This is a genomic window from Kaistella chaponensis (assembly GCF_900156725.1).
In the GTDB taxonomy this organism is placed as follows: Bacteria; Bacteroidota; Bacteroidia; order Flavobacteriales; family Weeksellaceae; genus Kaistella; species Kaistella chaponensis.
The window spans coordinates 195,267-218,089 of the sequence record NZ_FTOI01000003.1; the positions used below are offsets into that span (position 1 = coordinate 195,267).

Below are 22,823 nucleotides of genomic sequence, written 5' to 3' on the forward strand. Positions count from 1 at the left end.
TTCTACAAGCGGGTGTGAATTTTTCAGTTGAAGATTTTTAGCGGTTAATTAAGTTTTTAGCAAGTATAAAGTTTTCGTATTTTTAGCCCGCCTGCGGAAATACCCAACCGTTAAAAATTATCTTCTAAAACAATTTTGCCTTCACAAACATCCACATAAAAAGCCGTTTCATTCATTTGAAACGGCTTTCTTTTAAACAAAAAACTAACTATAATTATAAGGTGTGTTTGGTAGTGAAACCATCTTCACTTAGTTCCTGCGGAACATAATCGGCTACCATTTCGCCTTCGTAATCTACTTTTTCATGTTTGCCCATTCTTCTAAGCATAGAATCAAAAAGTGAATATACTACGGGAACAATGATCAGCGTAAGGAATAAGGAAGAGGTTAATCCGCCAATAATTACCCAGGCTAAACCGTTGTTCATTTCCGCTCCTGCTCCTTTCGCCAATGCAATTGGAAGCATCCCGAAAATCATCGCAATCGTGGTCATCAAAATCGGACGAAGTCTTGCGTGATTGGCCTGAATTAATGCATCATGCGTACTTTCACCGGCGGCTTTTCTCATGTTGGTAAAATCGACAATCATAATTGCATTTTTCGCTACCAATCCAATCAGCATGATCATCCCTAACATGGTGAAAATATTTAATGAATTATTGGTTAAGGCCAAAATGACCATTACTCCAATCAACGCCAAAGGAATTGAAAATAAGACCACAAACGGATATACAAAACTGTCATAGAGGGAAACCATCACCAAATAAACCAATACAATTGCGGCTAATAAAGCGATTCCTAAAGTACCGAAACCTTCGGTCTGGTTTTCCATGTCTCCACTCCAGATGTAATTTACACCGGCGGGTTTTGTTTTTTCATTGTCCATAAATTGTGCAGACCATTCGTTCGCAACGTCTCCTACAGGGCGACCTACTACTTTTGAAAGGACTTTTACGGAAGGAGATTTATCTCTTCGCTGAAGCAAACTCGGTCCAGAACTCATATCTACATTCGCAAACTGGCTCAATCTGATCTGTTCGCCATTGTTGTTGGTGAACATTAAGTTTCTCACGTCGTCAATAGACTGTCTGTTCGCATCTGCAAAACGGATGTTGATGTCGTATTCATATTCTCCAGCATGGAATTTTCCATCGGTATTACCGTTAAAGGCAGTCTGCATTGCTTGTCCAACACTAGAAAGATTAAGACCCAAAGTCGCCATTTTATCACGGTCGATATTCACACGAACTTCTGGACTTCCGGTATCGGTGGATAATTCTGCATCTACAGAACCGGGAACTTTTTTCAATAATTCTAAAATTCTGTTGGCTTCTTTGTTTGCCGTTTCATTATCTGGAGCTGTTACTACCATTTCAATAGGGGCGTTATCTGCTCCCATTAATCCGATTGGTGCGGTTTTAAATTCTACACCAGTAAACTTTTCTTCAAGATCTCTCTTGAATTTTGCAGCCAATATATCGGTACTTTCTGACCGATCCGCTTTGTCAATTAAAATAACCTGAACTTCTGATTGATAAACCGTTGCCTGCGCACCTCCAAAACCTGTAGATTGCTGACCAACAGTGGTAATTAGATCTACTACTCTTTTGTCATTTCTTAAATATTTTTCTACATTTAAAGTCACCTGATTTGTTTTTTCAATAGTCGCATCTTTTGGTAATTCTATTTGAACCAAGAATTGTCCACGGTCCATCTTTGGGAAAAATTCTCCCCCGATAAATCCGAAAGCTACCAACATCATTGAAGAGATCAAAATAAGGAAGGTTACTACAACAACCATTATTCTTCTCAATCCAGTTTTCAACGCCCATTCCAGAATTCCTGTGATCCAGTGGGTGAATTTATCCAATTGCGATTCAAACCAAAGAATGAATTTTTCAAATGGATTTTTACCTGTAAGATGGACTACTTTCCCGAATCTTGAAGACAACCAAGGAATGATGGTAAAAGACGCCAATAAAGAAAACATTGTCGCCATAACGACGGTTACACAAAACTGCGCTAAAATATCTGACACTAATCCAGAACTCATCGCGATCGGCAAGAAAACCACCACGATCACTAAAGTAATTGCAGTTACGGTAAATCCAATTTCTGAGGCACCGTCATAAGCTGCACGAATTCTGCTCTTACCCATTTCCATGTGTCGGTACACATTTTCGAGGACCACAATAGCATCATCCACCAGAATACCTACTACCAAGGAAAGTCCTAATAAACTCATTAAGTTTAGGGTATAACCCATTAAATACATTCCAATAAAAGTTGCAATTAATGACAATGGAATAGAAACCATTACGATAAATGCATTTCTAATATTGTGAAGGAAAAGCAACATGACGATTGCCACCAAAATAATTGCTAAAACCAAATCGAAAATTACGTGATCTGCTGATTCTAAAGTAAAATCGGTACTGTTATCTACAATTTTTACCTGAAGACCTTGAATGGCGTAATTTTTCTGAACATCTGCAATTGTTTTCTGAATATTTTCCGAAACTGCAACCGCATTCGCATCGGATTGTTTTTTGATCTGCATCAAAATGGTTGGATTCTGATTAAATCTTGCAATTTTTTCAATGTCCTGTTGCGTATCAAAAACCGTTGCGATATCTGAAAGTCGTACCTGCGCTCCATTTTTACTGGAAATAATGAGATTGCTCATTTCTGCAATCGACTTGTATTTTCCAGATAAACGAATGGTTGATTTTGAAGTTCTTGATTTTAAACTTCCTGTGGGGAAATCTAAATTGGAAGAAAGAATGGCTTGCTGCACATCTCCGATGGAAATATTATAACCTTGCAATTTTTTTTCGTCAATATTCACCTGAATTTCGCGCTCCTGTCCACCAACGAGGTCCACTTGCGCAACACCATTAACACGGGAAAAAATAGGTTCTACTTTTTTATCCAGTAAATCATAGAGTTCCTTGTTGTTGAGTTTATTACTCGTAAGACTCATGGTGATAATCGGTAAATCATCCAGAGAGAATTTATTTAAGGAAGGTGCATCTACATCATCCGGAAGTTGGGATAAAATTGCGTTTACCTTTCTTTGAGCATCATTCAGGGCATAATTTACATCAGCTCCAGTATTCAGCTGAACCATAATTACGGAAAGACTTTCGTAAGAAGAGGATTCTACTTTTTTTACATTTTCTAATGATCCTACCGCATCTTCAATTTTACGGGTTACCGAAGTTTCTACCTCACTTGGCGATGCTCCCGGATAAACCGTAGAAATCGTGACCATATTGGTTTCAAATTTCGGGATGAGTTCGTACCCCATCATAGAGTAGCTCAGTAAACCACCTAAGGTAAGTATCGTAAATAATACGATGACTAACGATGGTCTTTTTATTGATATTTCTGCTAATTTCATCTTTCTACTTTACGATGTTTATTTTTGATCCATTCTCTAAGTTGATCTGTCCACTGGTAATTACCTGTTCACCGCCATTCAAACCACTAATAATTTGAACTTTATCGCCATAAACTTTTCCGGTTTTTACGTTGATCATTTTAGCAGTTCCATTCTGAACAATGAATAATTGACCAGAACTCACTCCATTTACAAAAGCTTCTGCGGGAACGGTTAACATATTTTGATTTTCAGCACCAAAATTGGTTTTGAATAAAGCGGTTCCGTACATTCCGGCTTTTAAACTTCCGTTGTTTGCCACTTCAATTTCTACTGGGAAATTTAATGAAGCGTCACTTTTCGGCGCGATGAAGGTAATTTTTCCACCGAACGATTCATCAGGTAAAACATTTACGGTAATTGGAACAGTCTGTCCAATTTGAATTCTACCGATCTGACTTTCGTCCACCAAAACAGATAATTTTAAACTGTTGATGTTTACGATTTCAAATAAAGAAGTTCCGGGCGCAACCACCATTCCTGGTTCTACCATTTTTTTATTGATGATTCCGCTAATTCCAGCTCTTACACTTGTATCATTAACTCTTACACTTTGAGCACGAACTGCAGACTGCATATTTTTCAGCTGTAATCTGGAATTATCAACTTGCTGTTTGGTAACTCCACCCGTTTTATAAGCGTTTTCATACCGTTGATTATCGATAATTGCGTTTTGCAGATTATTTTTTGCCTGAGAAAGATCTACTTCAATAGCATCTCTTTTAATGGTTGCCAAAACCTGTCCTGCTCCTACTCTGGAACCTTCTCTTACCATTACATTCACAATTCTACCAGAAATTTCTGATGACTGATTTGTTTCCTGTTTCGGGATAAAAGTTCCGTTTGCAGAATAATCAGTATTGATATTTTCTCTACTTGCAGTCACTACATTCACATTGATTTTATCAACCTGTTTAGCAACTTCTGCAACTTCTTTTTTCTGTTCTGCTTTATTGCTGGCAATTTTGTAAGCTCCTAAACCGATAAGGACTACTGCTACGATAATATATATTAAAGTTTTTTTCATTTTGAATAATTATTTTTTGTCAAAAGAAAACTTTCAACAAGATTTTAGTATTAGTTTATTTTAAATAAGTTTTAAGTTCTCCTTTCGATTTATAATACTGAATTTCTGCAATTTTATACTCTAAAATAGCATTGCTGTAATTGTTTTTTGCTTCTACCAAAGCATTTTCAGCTTCCAGAAGTTCCGTTAAAGTTGCTAAACCATATTGGTAATTACTTTTCGTATTAGAAGTAACCGTTTCCGCCAGTTGAACATTGGCTTTTTGATTTTCTAAAGAAGCCAAACTGTTTTCAATTTGCGATTTTGCATTTTGATAGGATAAATCTAAACCGAGTTTGGTATCTTTTCTATCAACTTCTAATTTATCCAGTTCTATTTGCGCCATTGCAACTCTCGCTTTCGTCGCGAAACCATTGAAAATAGGAATGTTTATGCCTAAAGTTACCGCAGAATAATCTGCCCAATAAACACCATTATTTTTACCGTTGGTTAAAGGAAACTTATCTCCCAATCCTTGCCAACTGTAGTTTGCATTCAAATTTACGGTTGGATAATACGCTGCTTCAATGGCTTTCTTATTAAATTCTAAGAGTTGTTTTTGTTTATCCAAAATCAAAACTTCCGTGCGTTCATCGGTTGCAATCTTATCTTCCAACAAATGCGGCGTAATTTCCATATCTTCTTTTACCAACTGGATTTTATTTTCAATCGGCATTCCCATATAGAATTTCAAGGCATTTTCAGCTTGGTTGATTCCGTTTTGCTGTTGTTTTAAAACAGTAGAAATATTGGTAAGATTTACATTCGTTCGATCTAAATCTACTTTTTTTGCCAAACCATTATCAAATAAACTTTTAATAATATTCCGCGCTTTTTCCGTACTGGAATAACTACTTTCTAAAGTTTCTTTCTTTTGCTGAATGGTAAAAACCTGAAAATAAGCATTGGAAACACGCTCTATGATTTGCTCATCCGTTAATTGGGCATTCAACTGATAAAATTCTTTTGTTGATTTGGCTGCTTTCAAACCCACAAAAACCTGCTGATTAAAAAGTGCTTGAGACAATTGTAATCCACCTCCTGCATTCCATTTTTGTCCCAAAGAGATCAGTTGAATATTACTTGGACCTCCGCTGAAAGCACCTGTATCCAAAGCAGTTGTTTGTAGAATTGGGTTATAGGTAATATTTGCAACTCCATTAATATGAGGCAATGCTCCAGCTTTCGCTTCCATGATTTGATAGTCTGCGTTGCGAACATCTAATTTCGCTTTTTGTGCCTCTGCTTTATTTTGCAGTGCGAATTCGATGGCTTGCTTTAAGGTTACAGTCTCCTGCGCTTTCAATCCAGTGACTGAAAATGCAAATAAGACTGCTCCGAGAGCCATTTTTCTCCAATTGGTCATTTTATATTATTGTTATTTATTACAGTTGATGATGATCTTTCTCAAAATAAATTTTCCTTAATCATGCTGAAGGATTATTTAATCTAATTTTTGCTTAAGGTTTTTAAGGACTTCTTTTCCCTTTTCATTCGTAATTGCATTCAGGTAAAAAAACATAGTTTCCTGCATAAAATTTTCCCGTTCGATGAGTTCTACATCAAAGTAAGGAGAACTGTCATAAGACATTACGAGCTGAAAAAAAAGCTTAGCATAAAGTTCTGGATCGAAATCCTCTCGATAAAGACCTTGCTTTCTACCTTTTTCAATATTATGAACCAAAACTTCGGAGAATTTTGTAGAAAAATTCAACATATGTTTATGGAAAATCGCAGGATAATATTTTAAAAGCTGCCGAATAAGGATGTTATTATTGGAGTGAGAAACCTTATCAATTTCTTCGTCACGACAAAACATTCTTGCAACTGCATTGTCTATATTTTCATCCAGATATTTTAATCTTTCAATTACCTCCTGAAGTTTGTATTTCAAGACTTCTTCCAGTAATTCTTCTTTATTTTTGTACTTCTGATAAAGTGTTTTTTTAGAAATTCCAAACTCTTTCGCAATCTCATCCATCCTCACGGATTTCGCACCGTTTTCAATGAACAGTTGAGTTGCTTTGCTTAAAAAAATTGTTTTTTCTTCCATAATTTGGGGGCAAAGATACTAAAGAAAACGTAAAAACAAAAATAGTTTCCAAGTTTCTCCAAATCTATAAGAGTAATAGACGACATTAATAAGGACGATTAAAATTTATTTTTACTTTAAAAAAGTTTGTAATTTTCTTTTAGGAAAAAAGAATGTAGAAGAAGAAATCGAAATATTTCAAAACTTGGTGCAGAAAAAAAACGAAAAAAGTAAACGGTAAAGAAGTCTAAATCACTTATGAAAACGGATTTTACGCAGATTTGTGAATATATCGTGAGAGTTTGATTCCCAAATCGGTCCACACAATTTTCGGATTTGCGTTTCTTTCTAAATGGTAATCAGCTTCGGAAATCTCGGTCAAAATCGATTCGATATTTGCACCATGAATGAAATTCGAAAATCGATCCCATTTGAAACCACCAGAATCGATTTTTTTATACACCAAATCATCGTTGCCGTAATTTTGAAGCATTGCAAGTCGGAACATTTCTGCACAATAATCCAGAAAGCTCTTCTGCTTCTCCCGATTCCAACTGGAAATATTTCTGGCCCAAAGCACAATATTTTTCAGAAACTCTGGCTTTTTCTTCACTTGAAAAGCGTCACGAACCCAAGCAACGAAAATCTGTTCAAATTCTTCATCAGAATTTTCTTCCCGCAAAATTTTCTGCGCAATATTCCAGTCTCCTTGCGCTTGAAAAACGATTTCATTTATTTTTTCATCTGTTAATTGCTTATTTTTTCTGAGCGCATTTTCAAGATCTTCATCTTGAATTCTAGGAATTTCTACCACCTGCGTTCGCGAAAGAATGGTAGGTAGAATAAAATCCGCATTTTCAGCAATTAGGATAATTAAAGTGTCTTTCGGCGGCTCTTCCAGAAATTTCAAAAATTTGTTTGAAGCAGAAATATTCATTTTATCGACTTGCCACACCACGAGAATTTTACTGCCGCCTTCAAAGCTTTTTAGGGAAAATTTCTTGTTCAGCTCATCGATTTCATCGGCGTAAATTGTTAATTGTTTGTTTTCAGAATTTAAAACTTTATTCCAATCTTCGCTGTTTGAATATGGATTTTCGAGAATCATGTTTCTAAAATCTTCCAGAAAAAGCTGCGAAAGTCCGCCCTTTTTGTCCTTAAAAACAGGAAAACTGAAATGCAAATCCAGGTGATTCAAATGTTCAACTTTCGATGCAGAATGCGCGTTTTCTTTAGTGAAGATTTCTTTGGCAAAAGCCATTGCAAGCGGTAAAGTTCCATATCCATCTTTCCCGATAAAAAGTTGGGCATGGCTTACTCTTTTGTCATGAATACTTTCTTTCAGAAGGTTTTTTAGTTTATCCTGACCTACAATGTGTTCCCAATTCATTTTTCAAAGATAAAAAATTCAAACTATTTTTTGGGTGCTGAAAATGATGTTCGTTAAAATCTTTTATGATTTTCCATTGAGACTTTCAAACCATTTTTTTTGCTTTTTTATTTATTAAAATTTTGCAAGACCATCTCAAACAAAGTATTCCCCTTAACAAACTTTAACCAAAGTAAATTTCCTCAATTCAGTAATATTTAGGATATTTGCGCATTATTTTTAAAAATAGAGAATGAAAAGAATTTTTGTATTACCATTGCTTGTCGCAGGATTATTTTTTAATGCGCAATCAATTGGTAATTCTCCTTATGCTGCCTTCGGAATTGGGGATATTAAGTATGACAATACGACTGATGTGAATGCGATGGGCGGTATTTCTACAGCATATATTTGGGACTTCAACAATAATTTTAATTTCAGCAATCCTGCTGCTAATAAAAATTTAGAATTAACCTCCTTGAAAGTGGAAGGAGCCAATGAAAATAATTTCTTCAAATCGAATTATGATAATATGAGTGTTACCAAACACTCTTCTTATTTATCAAATATCTCAATTGCATTTCCGCTTTCACCGAAAGTAAAATTTGGATTAGGTTATCAACCTTACAGCTCCAAAAAATATTCTATTCTTAGCAAAGAAACGTTTACTGATGGTACTGTTAAAGCAAATCTTTTTTCAGGGGAAGGAATGATCAGTACAGTTCAGGCAGCGGTTTCTTATCAAATCTCTCCCGAATTTGGACTTGGTTTTAGAACGAATTTCTATTTTGGGAATGTTTATGACATTAATGAATTGACTTATTCAAATGCAGAATTGATCAACGGTTACGAAACGAAAAATAAAACTAAATCTTTTAATTTCACAGTCGGAACTGCCTATCAAAAAAAATTGGCTGCAGATAGAAAACTTACTTTAGGAGGTACATTAACCTTCGGAAATACAGGTAAATTAGAAACACAGTACACCAACAGTACGTATTTTTATACCACAGGACAAACCAAAAACAATGTAAGCATCGTAGATTCGAAATTTAGCGAAAATAAAGACCTTATTCCACTAGGTTTCTCTTTAGGAGCTGGATATGGTAAAGATGCAAAATGGTTTGTAGGTACTCAGGTTGATTACAACAAATCGCAAATTGATTTTATAACTGATCCGTTTGCTAACCAAGCTTCTTACAAAATTTCTGCTGGAGGTTGGTATTTGCCTAATTACAATAATTTCAGAAATTATTTTTCCCGCGTAACTTACCGTTATGGTGCTTATTACGAAAAAGGAAACTTATCTTATATGGGAACCAACGTGAATAAATTTGCGATTACCGGTGGTTTATCATTGCCTTTTGAAAATAAGAGCGCAAGTAGAATGAGTGGTATCGATCTAGGAGTAGAATTAGGTCAAAGAGGAACCCTTGAAAACAACATGATTCGACAGAATTTTGTGAACCTTAAAGTCGGACTTCATTTCGCCGATAAATGGTTTAACAAACGTCTTTATGATTAAGAAATGAGTATTTACAGAAAAATATTCTATAAAAATATAGCCGCCTGTTTAGGGTGTGCTATATTTTTTGCTTTAAATTCTTGTGATGAGGATCTTACCAAAATCAGTAAAAACAAAAACGTCAATTTTCCATCACAAATCATCAACAATGCTCAAATTGTGCAACGGGATTCGGGATTGGTTAAGTTGCGCGCAAATGCAGCACTTATTGAAAAATACGAGTACATCGATTCCCCATATATTGTAGCAAGAAAAGGAATTAACATCCTTTTTTATGACAAAAAGAAACCCAATATTCCCGGGAAAATCACTGCGAAATATGCCAAATTTAATGAGAAAAAGAAATTTTACGAGGCAAAAGGTAATGTGAAAATTATTACCAATGAAAACCAAATGTTTGCTATGCAATCCGTTTATTGGGATCAAAACAAAAAATTGATTTATACTTCAGATACGGTTTATGTTACCGATAAAGACGGCTCTACTCTTGTGGGAGCTCAAGGAATGAGAGCCAAAGATGATTTCTCCGAATATACCTTCTATAATAATTCTGGAAATATCAATGCCAAAAAAATTCCGGAAAAAGGAAGATGATTTTTCGTAAATTCGTGAAAAAATTTTCTTTATGGAGTTTCATGTAATCGGTTTAATGTCGGGAACCAGTCTGGATGGACTCGATATTTGTTACGGCAAATTTCAAAATGAAAATCGGATTTGGAAATATGAAATAGTAAAAGCCGAAACGATCTCTTATTCTCAACACTGGGAAGGAAAACTTCGAAATTGTCTTAACTTAAATGCGGCAGAACTTTTAGCCTTGCATTCCGAATATGGATTTTTTTTAGGAAAGCGCGTAAAAGAATTTATTGGGCAATTTGCTTTAAAAAATGTTGATTTAATTGCGTCGCACGGTCACACCGTTTTTCATCAGCCTCAAAATAAATTCACCTTACAGATCGGCGACGGAAGAGCCATCAAAATTTTGAATGAGATTCCGGTCGCTTATGATTTTCGCAGCCAAGATGTTTTGATGGGTGGAAATGGTGCGCCACTCGTTCCGATTGGTGATGAACTTCTTTTTTCTCAATATGATGCATGCTTAAATATCGGTGGATTTTCTAATATTTCTTTTAAAAAAGATGGAAAAAGAATGGCTTTCGATATTTGTCCTGTCAATGTAATATTGAATCAGTTTGCTCTAAAATTAGGAAAAAACTATGATGAAAATGGAGATTTTGCAAGAGCTGGAACAGTTAATTTTGAAATATTAACTTTATTGAATACGCTCCCTTTTTATCAATCTGCACCTCCAAAATCTTTAGGAATCGAATGGATTAATGAACATGTTTTACCTTTACTAGAGGGAGATCACGCAGAAAATATTTTAGCCACTTTTACAGAACACGCAGCTTTTCAAATTGCTGAAATATTCAATCATTTTAAACTTAAAAATGTTTTATTTACAGGAGGTGGAACTTATAATTCCTATTTAATTGAGCGCATCAAAAATAAAACTTCAACAGCGATTATTGTTCCAGAGAAAGAACTCATCGATTTTAAAGAAGCTTTAATTTTTGCGTTGATGGGAACATTGCGCATCAATAATGAAATCAATATATTATCTTCTGCAACAGGAAGTTCGGCAGATCACTGCTCCGGAATTTTAATTTAAATTCCATTAATTTAAAAAAATAAATAGATGCAAATAGATATTAGAAAATTGTCCATTGATGATTACGAAGAATTAAGAGATACGATGCAGAAAGCTTATCCTGCAATGTCTGAAAGTATCTGGTCCAAGAAAAGCATCCAGAAACTCATCAAAATTTTTCCGGAAGGACAAATCTGTATCACCGTCGATGATAAAATTGCTGCGGTTTGTCTGTCCTTAAAAGTACAGTACGAATTATTCGGCGACGATCATACCTACAAGGAAATAACAGGAAATTACACCTTTAATACGCATTCTGAAACAGGAAATGTTTTGTACGGAATAGAAATTTTCGTAGATCCGGAATTTCGCGAACTTCGACTTGCGCGACGATTGTATGACGCCCGAAAAGAGCTGTGCGAAAAATTGAATTTAAAATCGATAATTGTTGGTGGTCGTATTCCCCATTATCACTTGCACAGTGCAGATTTATCACCAAGAGAATACATTCAGCAAGTTCGAAAAAAAGAAATTTATGATCCTGTTTTAAGTTTTCAATTAGCGAATAATTTTTTGCCAGTTCGGGTGTTGAAAAATTATCTTCCGGAAGATTTGCACTCCGAAGAAAACGCTGTTTTGATGCAGTGGAATAATATTTATTACAGCAAAAAACCTAATACAATGCAGGATTCTGTAATCCGATTAGGTTTGGTTCAGTGGCAAATGCGCCACTTCAAAGATATCGATGCATTTTTTGAGCAGGTTGAATTTTTTGTAAATGTGATGGCAGATTATAAATCAGATTTCATCATGTTCCCCGAATTCTTCAACACTCCTCTACTGGCTCCGTTTAATGCGCTTTCGGAACGAGAGAGTATGTTTAAACTGGCAGAACTTACAGAGGAAATTAAAATCCGACTTTCACAATTGGCAATCAGTTATAACATCAATATTATTGGTGGAAGTATGCCGTATGCAGATACAGAAAAGGATGATTTGTACAACATCAGTTATTTGCTTCATCGCGATGGAAAGATTGATGAACACAGAAAAATTCACATCACACCGAACGAAAAAAAATTCTATGGAATGAAAGGTGGAAATGAAATAAAAGTCATCGACACCGACTGCGGAAAAGTGGGATTGGTCATTTGCTATGATGTTGAATTCCCCGAATTACCACGAATTTTAGCCGATCAGGGAATGAAAATTTTGTTTGTTCCTTATCTCACCGATACGCAGAATGCTTACATGAGGGTTCGTCATTGTGCTGCAGCAAGAGCCATTGAAAATGAATGTTATGTCGCAATTGCAGGTTGTGTAGGAAACTTACCCGGTGTAAATAATATGGATATTCAATACGGACAAGCTGCGGTTTTTACGCCTTCTGATTTTGCTTTTCCTTCTAATGCTGTGAAAGGTGAAGCCACACCAAACACTGAAACGACTCTGATTGTAGATGTGGATTTGAATTTATTAAAAGAATTACACCATTACGGCGCTGTACGAACGATGACCGATCGCCGAAAAGACTTGTACGACACCATTAATTACAACAGCGAATTGGAATAAGATTCTAGTAAAAAATCAAATATCCTATAAAAAGAAAATCCCGAAACAATTAGAGTTTCGGGATTTTCTATATTTGGTTTTCCGGTAATTCTTACAATTTAAATTCTAATTTCACATTAAAGAATCTTCCCGTCAATCTTACTGGAACCGGATAGTTATAACCTGTTGAAACATCATTTACCCACTGATTTGCAACGGTATTACTGATGTTGAAAGCGTTGAAAATTTGAACGCCCAAAGTCAATTCACGGAATTTACCCCAAAATTGACCATTTGCTTTGTTGTCTTTCTGATCGATGAACACTTTGGATAAACCAATGTCAACTCTTTTGTATGAAGGCAACGTTCGTTGATATTTGTAAGGCGCTTCAAAATCTGGTTTTCCGTTATTGTCTAAAGAAATTGGAGTTCCAGAAGGCAATCCATTGGCATAAACCAAAGTTAAGTTCACCCGCATTGACGGAAATTTCGGCATATAATCCTGGTAAAACATGGAAAATCTAAATCTTGGATCAGTTGGTCGTGAAATATCTCCTCTTCCATCAATATTTTCTTTTACTCTTGCATAACTTGCGGAAATCCAAGAATCTACACCTGGAACAAATTCGCCAAATAATCTAGTATCGATTCCGTATGCATAACCTTCAGAATTATTTTGTCCGGAATATCTGATTCTCACATTATCTAAATAATAAGGAATCAGATGATCCATTTTTTTGTAGTACAGTTCAGTGGTTAATTTAAATGGTCGGTTCACCATTTTAAATTCGTAATCATTCGCTAAAATAATCTGCATCGACCGCTGAGATTTGATGTTTGGATTAAAGTTACCATCTAAATCCTTAATCTCTTTATAAAAAGGCGCTTGGTAATAAATTCCTCCCGAAACTTTAAACAACATATCCATGTCCCAATTCGGTTTTACTGCAAATTGCGCTCTTGGAGAAATGATGGTTTCGTTATTGAAATCCCAATGAGAAGCTCTAACTCCTGCATTTACAAAAACGCGGTTGTCGCCCCAGAAGAATTTTTTGGAATACTGCGCATAACCTGACATTCTGGTTGGCTGAATATGATTTGCCCCCGAAATATTGAATCGCAAACGGAGCTGCGACGCATCTAAAGTTCCTGGGTTCACGAAATCTCTCGGCGTACTGTAACCCAAAGAATCTACCAATTGCCATTCGTTAGTGAAATCCTGTAAATTTTCTTTTTCAAATTTCAAACCTACTTCAAAATCGGTATTCAAATCGGGAGAAAATTTGGTTTTTAATTGCGCTCCATACGTTTTCACCATCAAATCATTTCGGGCGTGGTCGATCTGTCCGCCAACATCATAAGAAGTAACCGGCGCTCCTGTAATCGGATCAAAAGTTTGCAACTGATAAGCAGACGCAATACTGTAATATTCTTTTTCACGGTTTTGGTAAGCGAAACTATCTAGACTAAATTTCCATTTTTTATTGGGTTTAAAGTTAATGGTTGCAGTTCCCATCATGTTTTTATACTGGTCATCTTCTTTACCATTGTAGAAAACGCTTAATTTTAATGGAGTTTGCAGCGATCCGAAATCAACTTCCTTCACTTTCGGTATCATTTCATAATCATTTTTACTCCAATATCCGATGAAAGAAACATCCCACTTTTCGTTAAATTTATAATTAATGTAGGTCTGAAAATCCATGTACTGCGGATTAAAATCCGTGTCTTCATTTAAAGTATTCAAGACCAAATTGGTGTTTCTATATCTTGCAGAAAACAATGCCGACAATTTTTTGTTTTTTGAGGCAAATCCGGTCGAAAGTCTTGCTCCAATTAAACTTACTTCGCCCGAAAGTTCAAATTTTGTAGGTTGTCTGTAATAAATATTCAAAGCAGAAGACATTTTATCGCCGTATTTCGCTTCAAATCCACCTGCAGAGAAATTAATCGCTTGAACCATATCGGGATTGATGATGCTAAGACCTTCCTGTAAAGAATTTCGGATTAAAAAAGGCCTGTAAATTTCGATATCATTGATGTAAATTAAGTTTTCATCATAATTTCCGCCACGAACCATGTATTGCGAAGACAGTTCCGCATTGGAATTCACGGAAGGTAAAGTTTTCAAAAGTCCTTCTACACCACCGGAAAGTGAAGCAACTTGCTGCGCTTCCTTGGCCGAAATTTCTATGGAAGTGAGATCGGTAGTTTTTGGTTTTCCTTTTTTCTGAAAAACAACTTCCTGAATCTGACTTTCGCGCTCAACATTTGCAAAGAGAACATTGAGGTTTTGAACTTTGGGTGTGATTTTAATATTTTTAGTAAAACCTCTGAAATTTTCTTTTTCTACAGACAGTTTTTGCTCAGATTCCGCGAGTGGAATCTTTACAAAACCTTTAGCATCTGTAGTAAAAACTTGATTGTTATAGGAAACATTTGCCTGCGAAACAGGATTTCCATCGTTATCTAAAACTTTTAGATTGATCTGCGAAAATGCGAAAATTGGCATTACCGCCAAGAGTAAAAGTAGTTTTTTCAAGGCTGAGAATTTAGTTTTTAAAGATAACAAAAAATTAGAGAATCGCTTCTCTCACTCTTGTTAATTTTTGAAGAAGATCTTCGAGTTTATCAAGTCTGAGCATATTTGCACCATCAGAAAGTGCGACACTTGGATCAGGATGAGTTTCGATGAAAAGTCCATCTGCACCGACTGCAATTCCGGCTTTTGCGATGGTTTCAATTAATTCTGGTCTTCCTCCTGTAACGCCCGAACTTTGATTCGGTTGCTGCAAAGAATGCGTCACATCTAAAATCACGGGTGCATAATTTCTCATGGTCGGAATTCCACGGAAATCTACGACCAAATCGGTATATCCGAAAGAATTTCCGCGCTCGATAATCGCCGTTTTTGGGTTTCCTGAATCGGTTACTTTTTGAACGGCAAACTGCATCGATTCCGGAGAAAGAAATTGTCCCTTTTTCAAAGAAACACATTTGCCAGTTTTTGCAGCGGCGATGAGTAAATCGGTTTGACGAACCAAAAATGCAGGAATTTGTAGCACATCCACATAATTGGCGGCCAAAGCTGCATGTTCGTTCTCATGAATATCGGTTGTGGTAGGAATGTTGAACGTCTCTCCTATTTTTTTTAGAATTTCTAAGGATTTTTCTTCACCAATCGTGGTGAAAGAATCTACCCTACTGCGATTTGCTTTTTTAAAACTTCCTTTAAAAATGTACGGAATTTCGTATTTATTGGTTATTTCCACAATTTTTTCGGCGATTCTCAAAGCCATTTCTTCACCTTCGATAATGCATGGACCTGCAATTAGGAAGAAATTTTTTGAATTTTTGTGGTGTATGTTTTCGAGGTATTGAATCATTGATATTTATTTAGGAAAACAAAAATACGGATTTTTTTGAGGAAATAATTTTTAAGTTGATTGATAGTGAATTTAGCTATTGGGATTATTTTAAAAAAATCCGAATGACTGAAGGATTTACCAAACTACTTTGGGATCGACTGGAATTCCGAAGGAATGAAAGGATTATAACCAAACTATTTTGGGGTTTATTGGAACTCTGAAGGAGTGAAATTATAAATGACCTAATTATACTATGAGTCTTTGGCGATTGATGTGATTATTCTTCAATATTACAATAATGGTATTCCTTCGGAATTGTTTTAAGTTTTGGCTAAAACCACTTTCAACAGCAAAGAAACAAAGCGCGGTAATTCCGACCACTATCTGAACCGCTCCTATTTATAATTCATTATTTTAAAACTAAAACTTCTTTAGAATTTTTTCTATTGTATTTATATTTCTGGAGGTCAAATGTTCTTTCAAAGCTTTCTTGCCTAAAATTTTTCCAAATGAAGAATCTATAGTTTGGCCTTTTTGAATTTGCCAATAAAAAATTCCACCTACAATTTCCCCGTTTTCATTTTGAGAAACAGCACTTTTCTTAAATTCTTCTAGAAGTATATTTTCTATGTTTTCACTGCCTACGAATACGTAGATATGTGAATCTTCCGATTTCTGAAAAGGATTTTTTTGGATGATTTCTGCGATCTCTTCTTTGGTTTTAAGGAATAAAAAAGCATCATAATTGAAATATTCTGAAAGTGCTTTTTCTAAAATAGACTTCAATTCCGACGACATTAAATCTGATGAAAACAAAACATTTCCTGTTGCCAAAATGGTGGAAACATCTTTCATTCCGGCTTCTGCAAAAACTTTAGAAACTTCCGCCATTTTCATGGAAGTTCCATTTATATTAACTCCACGAAGAAAAGCACAATATTTCAAAAGATGATTTTATAGTTTAGAAATCCAATTCTCCTTCACATTTTCGGGTAAAAAAGAATATTCAAATGAATTGCGAACCAAAAGTTTCACTTCTTCCATCGATAAATCTAAAGCTTCGATGCAAGCCAAATAATTTTGAGTCAAATAACCTCTAAAATAAGCAGGATCATCTGAATTTACGGTTACTTTTAAACCTAAATCAAGCATTTTTTTCACAGGATGATTTTTGATATCATCCACATTTCGCAAGGCGGTATTTGAAAGTGGACAAACCGTTAAAGCCATTTTCTCGGCAACCAATCGTTCCACTAATTTTGAATCTGTTAAACAATTATTACCATGATCAATCCTCGCAACTTTTAATACATCTAAAGCTTCCCAAATATATTCAGCTGGACCTTCTTCACCGGCATGAGCAACAGGAATATAGCCTTCTTTCACGGAAGCTTCAAAAACTTTTTGGAATTTGGAAGGTGGATTTCCTTTCTCTGAAGAATCTAAACCGACCATTTTGATCAAATGTTTGTACGGAAGCGATTGCTGCAACGTTTCAAATGCATCTTCTTCTGTTAAATGACGCAGATAACTCATGATTAAGAGAGAAGAGATTCCGTGATTCTTTTCTGCATCTTCTCTTGCACGTTGAATTCCATTAATCACGGTAGAAAATTCAACGCCTCTTTTGGTATGTGTTTGCGGATCGAACATGATTTCTGCATGCACGATATTTTCTTCGGCACAATGTTTAAAATACGCCATCGTGAGATCATAAAAATCCTGCTCGTGAAGAAGCACGTTTGCACCAGCGTAATAAATATCCAGAAAATCTTGTAAGTTTCCGAACTGATAAGCTTTTTTTACTGCTTCTACATTTTCGTAAGGAATTGCTACCTTATTTCTTTGGGCAATTTCAAACATCAATTCTGGTTCAAAACTTCCTTCGATATGAAGATGTAACTCTGCTTTCGGAACTTTTTTGATATATTCTGAGATGGTCATTTTATTCAAATTTTGGTTACTATTTTTTAATTCAAACTATTGAGTCGCTTTAATAATTGCACTTGTGATTTGCTCTTCTTTTTCTTTGGCGTAAGTAGAATCATAAGGTTTCATCACATCAAAAATATAAGTATAGAATGGCGTTATTTTCTGCACATTTTCCGATTGTATGATGGCTTTTTCTTTGCCCATTGTTTGCAAATCTTTCACAAAAGTATTGAAACGTTTATCGATAGGTTCTATAGATTTTACCAAATAATCATATCCTTTTTCTGATTGTCCAATTTTTTTGTAAGCATCTGAAACGGCACCAACAATTAATGAATATTCCATTGGTTTTGTTCGCATTTGTCTTGCTACGAATCGTTGTTCGCTTGGCGACAAGCTGTTGTAATAATCGTATTCGGTGAAAATTCCTTTTTTGAGTTCTTCCGCCAGTTTCAGACCTTTTTGTTCTTGTCCGGAAACGATGTAACCATAAACAATTGAACTCAAAGATCTCGGATCATCGTATTTTGCAACGGGAATTTCCTTTGACACCAAATCCAGCAATTCAACCGCTTTTGCATTTTGTCCGGAAAGAGAAAGTGCTTCTGCAGCGCGACTTACTGAACCACGGTAACTCACAATGTTTTGTGTACAGGTTTCATCAAAATGAACTTTTAGGTCTTTGAAATTTCCCCATTTGAAATTTTTGATGGTTTTGTATAAAGAATTGGCGTCTACTCTACCCATTTCTCCATCTTCCCTTTCAGGAGTTTCGATCGGAACTAATCGATAACTGAAACCATCATACTGCAAATAATCACCGAGATAGAAAATGTTTTCTGGATCGTAAATTCCACCTGAAGAGAAATTGATAGGTCTTTTCCAATCGAAATTGGCCAAAATATCTAGCATAAGCAGATTGTTTTTAAACATGCTATTGCTTTTGTAGTCGATGGTAATTTGATTTAATGTTTCGGGTAAATCTTTTGCTTCGATAATTCCTGCTTTTAATGCATTCGCTTTGTTTACAGGTAATACAAATTTAGAAACAGGTAAGAAATTGAATTTCTCATATTTGGCATCTCCAAAAAGAAGCTTTAGAATTTCGTCTTTGTCTGCAGATTTTAATTTGATAAAATTCATGGCATCTTTTAAAGTCATCGAATCCTGAGTCTGAAATTTCCGGAAACCGGCAAAAGTAGTTTCAGGAGCGCCTTGATCTTTTAGGTTTGCAAACACATTATTCCAATCATCTTTTGTCATGAGATAAATCTGATCGTTTGTTCCGTCCCGGTAATCATCATGATTTAAAGTAGAGGGAACCGGCATCGAATTATAGGTTCTGCGTTTCACCTGATCGATGTTCCAAGGTGTAGAAAGCAAAGTAAAATTCACCACTTTCACATCATCTCGAAGTCCGGAAGTTTCCTGCATTCCCCAAATCGGATAGGTATCATTATCACCGTAAACAAAGAGAATATCATTTTTTGGCAACGATTTCAATGAAGAATATGCATAATCATAAGCAGTGTATCGGTTGCTTCTGTCGTGAACATTAAAATTCTGAAAACCCATCATCAATGGAACGCCTAGAAGAAGAATTCCTGCGCCAATATTGATAGAATTCGATTTTACTTTTGATTGAAGGTACCAAAGCAAGGCACCCGCTCCTAAACCAATCCAAATAGCAAAAGCATAGAAAGAGCCGACCATCGCATAATCTCTTTCGCGGACTTCGAAAGGTTTTACGCCCGTGTAAAATACAATTCCGACACTGGTTAATATAAATAAGGATAAAATTGCGTAAAATCTACCGAAGTCTCTTTTCAGTTGAAAGAAAAATCCAATAATTCCTAGTAGCAAAGGCAAGAAGAAAAAGGCAACCGTGCTTTCATTTTTAAATTTCGCAGGCATTTTGCTTTGATCGCCCCACATTGCATTGTCGATAAAAGGAATCCCTGAAATCCAATTTCCTTTGTTGTTTTCCATGTGTCCTTCAAGGTCATTTTGCCGACCAACGTAGTTCCACATCAGATATCTCATAAAATAATATCCGTTTTGGAAGGTAAAAAAATAATCTAAGTTTTGTGCCAATGAAGGTTTTTGAACATTGATTAAATTATATTTTTTTACTTGGAGATAATCGTCTGCTTTGATGGATCCTTCTTCATATTTCTTGCGCAATTCCTCAAATATTTTCTTTGCTTCGGGATTGTCTGCGATATCTTCATTGTCATAATTAAAAGAGAAATCTGGAGCACCATACATCGAAATATAATTGTCCATGACATCTTTATCTTCATTAAACATTCTCGGCATAAAGCTTACATGATCATGGCTGAAAACATAATTAAAACGATCTCCTACTCTTCGGTAAGTACCCGTTTTATCGTCTTTTTCGTAAACATCTCCTGTTTTTTCAGTTTTATAACTGCCATCTTCATTTTTCTGAATTCCATTGGCATCCAAATAAGCGGTGTAATTTTGACCGTAAGAAGTTGGCCAATCTCCATATTGTACACGATTATAATAATCTAACATTCCGATGGCGTTATCGGGATTATTTAAATTCATTGGCGGATTTGCCGTGGCTCTAATCGGAATTACCATCCAGCAAGAGAAACCAATAATCATATAAACCACAGATAAAGCGATGGTTTGATAAATGTTTTTCTTTGATTTTTTCGCGTACTTAATCCCAAAGTAACATAAGGACACTAAAATAGAAAATGCGATAATGGTTCCGTAATGAAAAGGAAGACCTATTCCATTCACAGCGAAAATTTCCATTTTTCCAAAAAGAGTCATTATTAGAGGAAAAATACCTTTAAATACAACTCCTAAAATAACGAGTGTAAAGACATTTGCCCAGAGAAAACTCTTCCAGGAAAACTCATAATTTCTTGCATAGTACATTAAACAAACAGCGGGAATCGCCAACATACACATCATGTGAACACCTACAGATAAACCGGTTATAAAAAATATTAAGATAATCCATCGTTCGTTATCAGCATCATGATATTCGTTTTCCCATTTAGTAATAAGCCATACTAAAAGTGCAATAAACATACTTGTCATGGAATATACTTCACCTTCTACCGCTGAAAACCAAAAAGTGTCTGAAAAAGTAAAACACAAAGCACCAACAACTCCTGCAAAAAGAATTGAAATTTCTTGATGTACAGTAATCTCTGCAAAGTCTTTATTTAAAAGTCTTCTGACCAAATGTGTGATGGTCCAGAAAAGGAAAAGTATGGTCAATGCACTGAAAAGAGCCGACATTGAATTGATAACTACGGAATAATTTTCTCCATTACCAAAAGCAAATAGCGCAGCAACTGCTCCTACCAATTGAAAAAGTGCAGCTCCAGGAGCATGCGTAACCTCTAATTTTACGGCAGAAGAAATATATTCCCCACAGTCCCAAAAACTGAAATTCGGTTCCAAGGTTGATAGATAGGTAATAAAAGCAATAGCGAAAACAACCCATCCCAAAAGGGTGTTCCACTGTTTAAAAGACCAGTTTTTCATAGATAAAAATTCAATAATGCGAAAATAGGGATTTTAGGTTACTATTCGGATATTTTAACAAATTTTAAATGACTTGGCGTGATTATTGTCAGACTGCCGATCAAAATAATCCTGAAACACTTTTACAGAAGGTGCGATATATCATATAACTTGACATAAATTGTTGAATAATTAAATTTTTCGTATTTTTGCACACAGTTTTCTAGAGAAAAAATGAAACAATGACTCATGTTTACGGTAACATTCTTGGCTTAATCGGTCATACTCCTTTGGTTAAATTAAATCGGGTGACCAACGATATTTCTGCAACGGTTTACGCCAAACTAGAATCTTGTAATCCTGGACATTCCACGAAGGACAGAATCGCACTGCACATTATAGAAGCAGCAGAAAAAAAAGGGCTTCTGAAACATGGTTCTACTATTGTAGAAACCACTTCAGGCAACACCGGTTTTTCTATTGCAATGGTTTCTATTATCAAAGGTTACCAATGTATTTTAGCAGTTAGCGACAAAACAAAAGCAGAGAAAATTGCCTATTTAAAGGCATTAGGAGCTACAGTTTATATTTGTCCGGCTAATGTCGCACCAGATGATCCAAGGTCTTACTATGAAGTGGCAAAAAAAATAGCAGCCGAAACTCCTGATTCTATATATATCAATCAATATTTCAACGAACTCAATATTGATGCGCATTACCAATCGACTGGTCCTGAAATTTGGGAACAGACAGAAGGTAAAATTACTCATCTTATTGCATGTACAGGAACTGGAGGTACACTATCTGGTTCAGCAAAATTTCTGAAGGAAAAAAATCCAGATATTAAAATAATCGGTGTAGATGCTTCTGGATCAATTTTAAAAGGTTTTCACGAGACTGGAACAATTAATCATTCAGATATTCATCCTTATCAAATCGAAGGAATGGGAAAAAATTTAATTCCTTCTGCCCTTTTATTTGATAAAATCGACGAATTTATTCGGGTTAATGATGAATTGTCTGCACACAGAACCCGCGAAATTGCTCTGAAGGAAGGTATCATGGGAGGTTATACAACTGGTGCGGTGGTGCAAGGTTTACTGCAATATGCCACTACTCATGAGTTTTCAAAAGAGGATGTGGTTGTCGTTATTTTTCCAGATCATGGCTCAAGATATATCACCAAGGTTTACAGCGATGAATGGATGACAGAACAAGGTTTTATGAACAACGATGTTCTCAATGATGAAAAGGTCTTCAAAACAGAAGTAATCAAATAGCATTTAAAAGAAAATTAAAAACCTTTTTGTAATTAGCGAAAGGTTTTTTTTAATATAAATTAATTCAGTTTTTTTTTCATAAATTACAAAATAA

Annotated in this window: 15 protein-coding genes; 5 read left to right on the forward strand and 10 right to left on the reverse strand. The window is 35.4% G+C overall.

The genetic code is table 11. The annotated features are described in order from the left end of the window. Positions 1-214: 214 nt before the first annotated feature. The 5 genes from BW932_RS04630 to BW932_RS04650 form a co-directional block, all read right to left on the reverse strand. Entirely contained in the window at positions 215-3,403 is a 3,189-nt protein-coding gene (locus BW932_RS04630; RefSeq protein WP_076385845.1) for an efflux RND transporter permease subunit, read from the reverse strand. Positions 3,404-3,407: 4 nt separating this feature from the next. After that, positions 3,408-4,469: an efflux RND transporter periplasmic adaptor subunit gene (locus BW932_RS04635; protein ID WP_076385847.1), complete on the reverse strand. Its 1,062-nt coding sequence runs from the start codon at positions 4,467-4,469 to the stop codon at positions 3,408-3,410. A 55-nt stretch (positions 4,470-4,524) separates the two neighbouring features. Then, positions 4,525-5,874, reverse strand: coding sequence for a TolC family protein (locus tag BW932_RS04640; protein WP_084566442.1), 1,350 nt, complete (start codon positions 5,872-5,874; stop codon positions 4,525-4,527). Positions 5,875-5,952: 78 nt separating this feature from the next. Next, positions 5,953-6,561, reverse strand: a complete 609-nt coding sequence (locus tag BW932_RS04645; protein WP_076385849.1) for a TetR/AcrR family transcriptional regulator — start codon at positions 6,559-6,561, stop codon at positions 5,953-5,955. Positions 6,562-6,811: 250 nt separating this feature from the next. Then, complete coding sequence (locus BW932_RS04650) at positions 6,812-7,930, reverse strand: DNA polymerase III subunit (RefSeq protein WP_076385851.1); 1,119 nt, start codon at positions 7,928-7,930, stop codon at positions 6,812-6,814. A 232-nt stretch (positions 7,931-8,162) separates the two neighbouring features. On the opposite strand from BW932_RS04650, the gene BW932_RS04655 reads away from it, so the two are divergent. Genes BW932_RS04655 through BW932_RS04670 form a run of 4 tightly spaced genes read left to right on the forward strand, consistent with a single transcriptional unit; the run spans position 8,163 to position 12,657 of the window. Beyond that, entirely contained in the window at positions 8,163-9,434 is a 1,272-nt protein-coding gene (locus BW932_RS04655; RefSeq protein ID WP_076385853.1) for a hypothetical protein, read from the forward strand. A 3-nt stretch (positions 9,435-9,437) separates the two neighbouring features. Next, positions 9,438-10,028, forward strand: a complete 591-nt coding sequence (lptC, locus tag BW932_RS04660; protein ID WP_076385855.1) for an LPS export ABC transporter periplasmic protein LptC — start codon at positions 9,438-9,440, stop codon at positions 10,026-10,028. A 31-nt stretch (positions 10,029-10,059) separates the two neighbouring features. Then, the gene (locus BW932_RS04665; RefSeq protein WP_076385857.1) at positions 10,060-11,106 is read left to right on the forward strand and encodes an anhydro-N-acetylmuramic acid kinase; all 1,047 of its coding nucleotides are present in this window, start codon (positions 10,060-10,062) and stop codon (positions 11,104-11,106) included. 27 nt (positions 11,107-11,133) lie between these two features. Next, complete coding sequence (locus BW932_RS04670) at positions 11,134-12,657, forward strand: carbon-nitrogen hydrolase family protein (protein ID WP_076385859.1); 1,524 nt, start codon at positions 11,134-11,136, stop codon at positions 12,655-12,657. A 91-nt stretch (positions 12,658-12,748) separates the two neighbouring features. Here BW932_RS04670 and BW932_RS04675 read toward each other — a convergent pair whose 3' ends face one another. From BW932_RS04675 to BW932_RS04695, 5 genes are all read right to left on the reverse strand, one after another. Continuing rightward, positions 12,749-15,178: a TonB-dependent receptor plug domain-containing protein gene (locus BW932_RS04675; RefSeq protein WP_245820646.1), complete on the reverse strand. Its 2,430-nt coding sequence runs from the start codon at positions 15,176-15,178 to the stop codon at positions 12,749-12,751. A 34-nt stretch (positions 15,179-15,212) separates the two neighbouring features. Further along, positions 15,213-16,022 carry a 3-deoxy-8-phosphooctulonate synthase gene (kdsA, locus tag BW932_RS04680; RefSeq protein ID WP_076385861.1) on the reverse strand — a complete coding sequence of 270 codons (810 nt, stop codon included), beginning with the start codon at positions 16,020-16,022 and terminating at the stop codon, positions 15,213-15,215. Between the two features lie 402 nt (positions 16,023-16,424). After that, on the reverse strand, positions 16,425-16,949 hold the full coding sequence (locus BW932_RS04685; protein WP_076385863.1) for a DUF1697 domain-containing protein: 525 nt from the start codon (positions 16,947-16,949) through the stop codon (positions 16,425-16,427). 9 nt (positions 16,950-16,958) lie between these two features. Beyond that, positions 16,959-17,948 carry an adenosine deaminase gene (locus BW932_RS04690; protein ID WP_076385865.1) on the reverse strand — a complete coding sequence of 330 codons (990 nt, stop codon included), beginning with the start codon at positions 17,946-17,948 and terminating at the stop codon, positions 16,959-16,961. Positions 17,949-17,984: 36 nt separating this feature from the next. Beyond that, complete coding sequence (locus BW932_RS04695; RefSeq protein ID WP_076385867.1) at positions 17,985-21,470, reverse strand: glycosyltransferase family 117 protein; 3,486 nt, start codon at positions 21,468-21,470, stop codon at positions 17,985-17,987. Between the two features lie 221 nt (positions 21,471-21,691). On the opposite strand from BW932_RS04695, the gene BW932_RS04700 reads away from it, so the two are divergent. Next, on the forward strand, positions 21,692-22,729 hold the full coding sequence (locus BW932_RS04700) for a PLP-dependent cysteine synthase family protein (protein WP_076385869.1): 1,038 nt from the start codon (positions 21,692-21,694) through the stop codon (positions 22,727-22,729). Positions 22,730-22,823: the final 94 nt, after the last annotated feature.

Bases quoted from the DNA above. Each gene is read 5' to 3' on its own strand.
- BW932_RS04630 (WP_076385845.1), bottom strand. From the start codon at position 3,403: ATGAAATTAGCAGAAATATCAATAAAAAGACCATCGTTAGTCATCGTA.
- BW932_RS04635 (WP_076385847.1), bottom strand. From the start codon at position 4,469: ATGAAAAAAACTTTAATATATATTATCGTAGCAGTAGTCCTTATCGGT.
- BW932_RS04640 (WP_084566442.1), bottom strand. From the start codon at position 5,874: ATGACCAATTGGAGAAAAATGGCTCTCGGAGCAGTCTTATTTGCATTT.
- BW932_RS04645 (WP_076385849.1), bottom strand. From the start codon at position 6,561: ATGGAAGAAAAAACAATTTTTTTAAGCAAAGCAACTCAACTGTTCATT.
- BW932_RS04650 (WP_076385851.1), bottom strand. From the start codon at position 7,930: ATGAATTGGGAACACATTGTAGGTCAGGATAAACTAAAAAACCTTCTG.
- BW932_RS04655 (WP_076385853.1), top strand. From the start codon at position 8,163: ATGAAAAGAATTTTTGTATTACCATTGCTTGTCGCAGGATTATTTTTT.
- lptC (WP_076385855.1), top strand. From the start codon at position 9,438: ATGAGTATTTACAGAAAAATATTCTATAAAAATATAGCCGCCTGTTTA.
- BW932_RS04665 (WP_076385857.1), top strand. From the start codon at position 10,060: ATGGAGTTTCATGTAATCGGTTTAATGTCGGGAACCAGTCTGGATGGA.
- BW932_RS04670 (WP_076385859.1), top strand. From the start codon at position 11,134: ATGCAAATAGATATTAGAAAATTGTCCATTGATGATTACGAAGAATTA.
- kdsA (WP_076385861.1), bottom strand. From the start codon at position 16,022: ATGATTCAATACCTCGAAAACATACACCACAAAAATTCAAAAAATTTC.
- BW932_RS04690 (WP_076385865.1), bottom strand. From the start codon at position 17,948: ATGACCATCTCAGAATATATCAAAAAAGTTCCGAAAGCAGAGTTACAT.
- BW932_RS04695 (WP_076385867.1), bottom strand. From the start codon at position 21,470: ATGAAAAACTGGTCTTTTAAACAGTGGAACACCCTTTTGGGATGGGTT.
- BW932_RS04700 (WP_076385869.1), top strand. From the start codon at position 21,692: ATGACTCATGTTTACGGTAACATTCTTGGCTTAATCGGTCATACTCCT.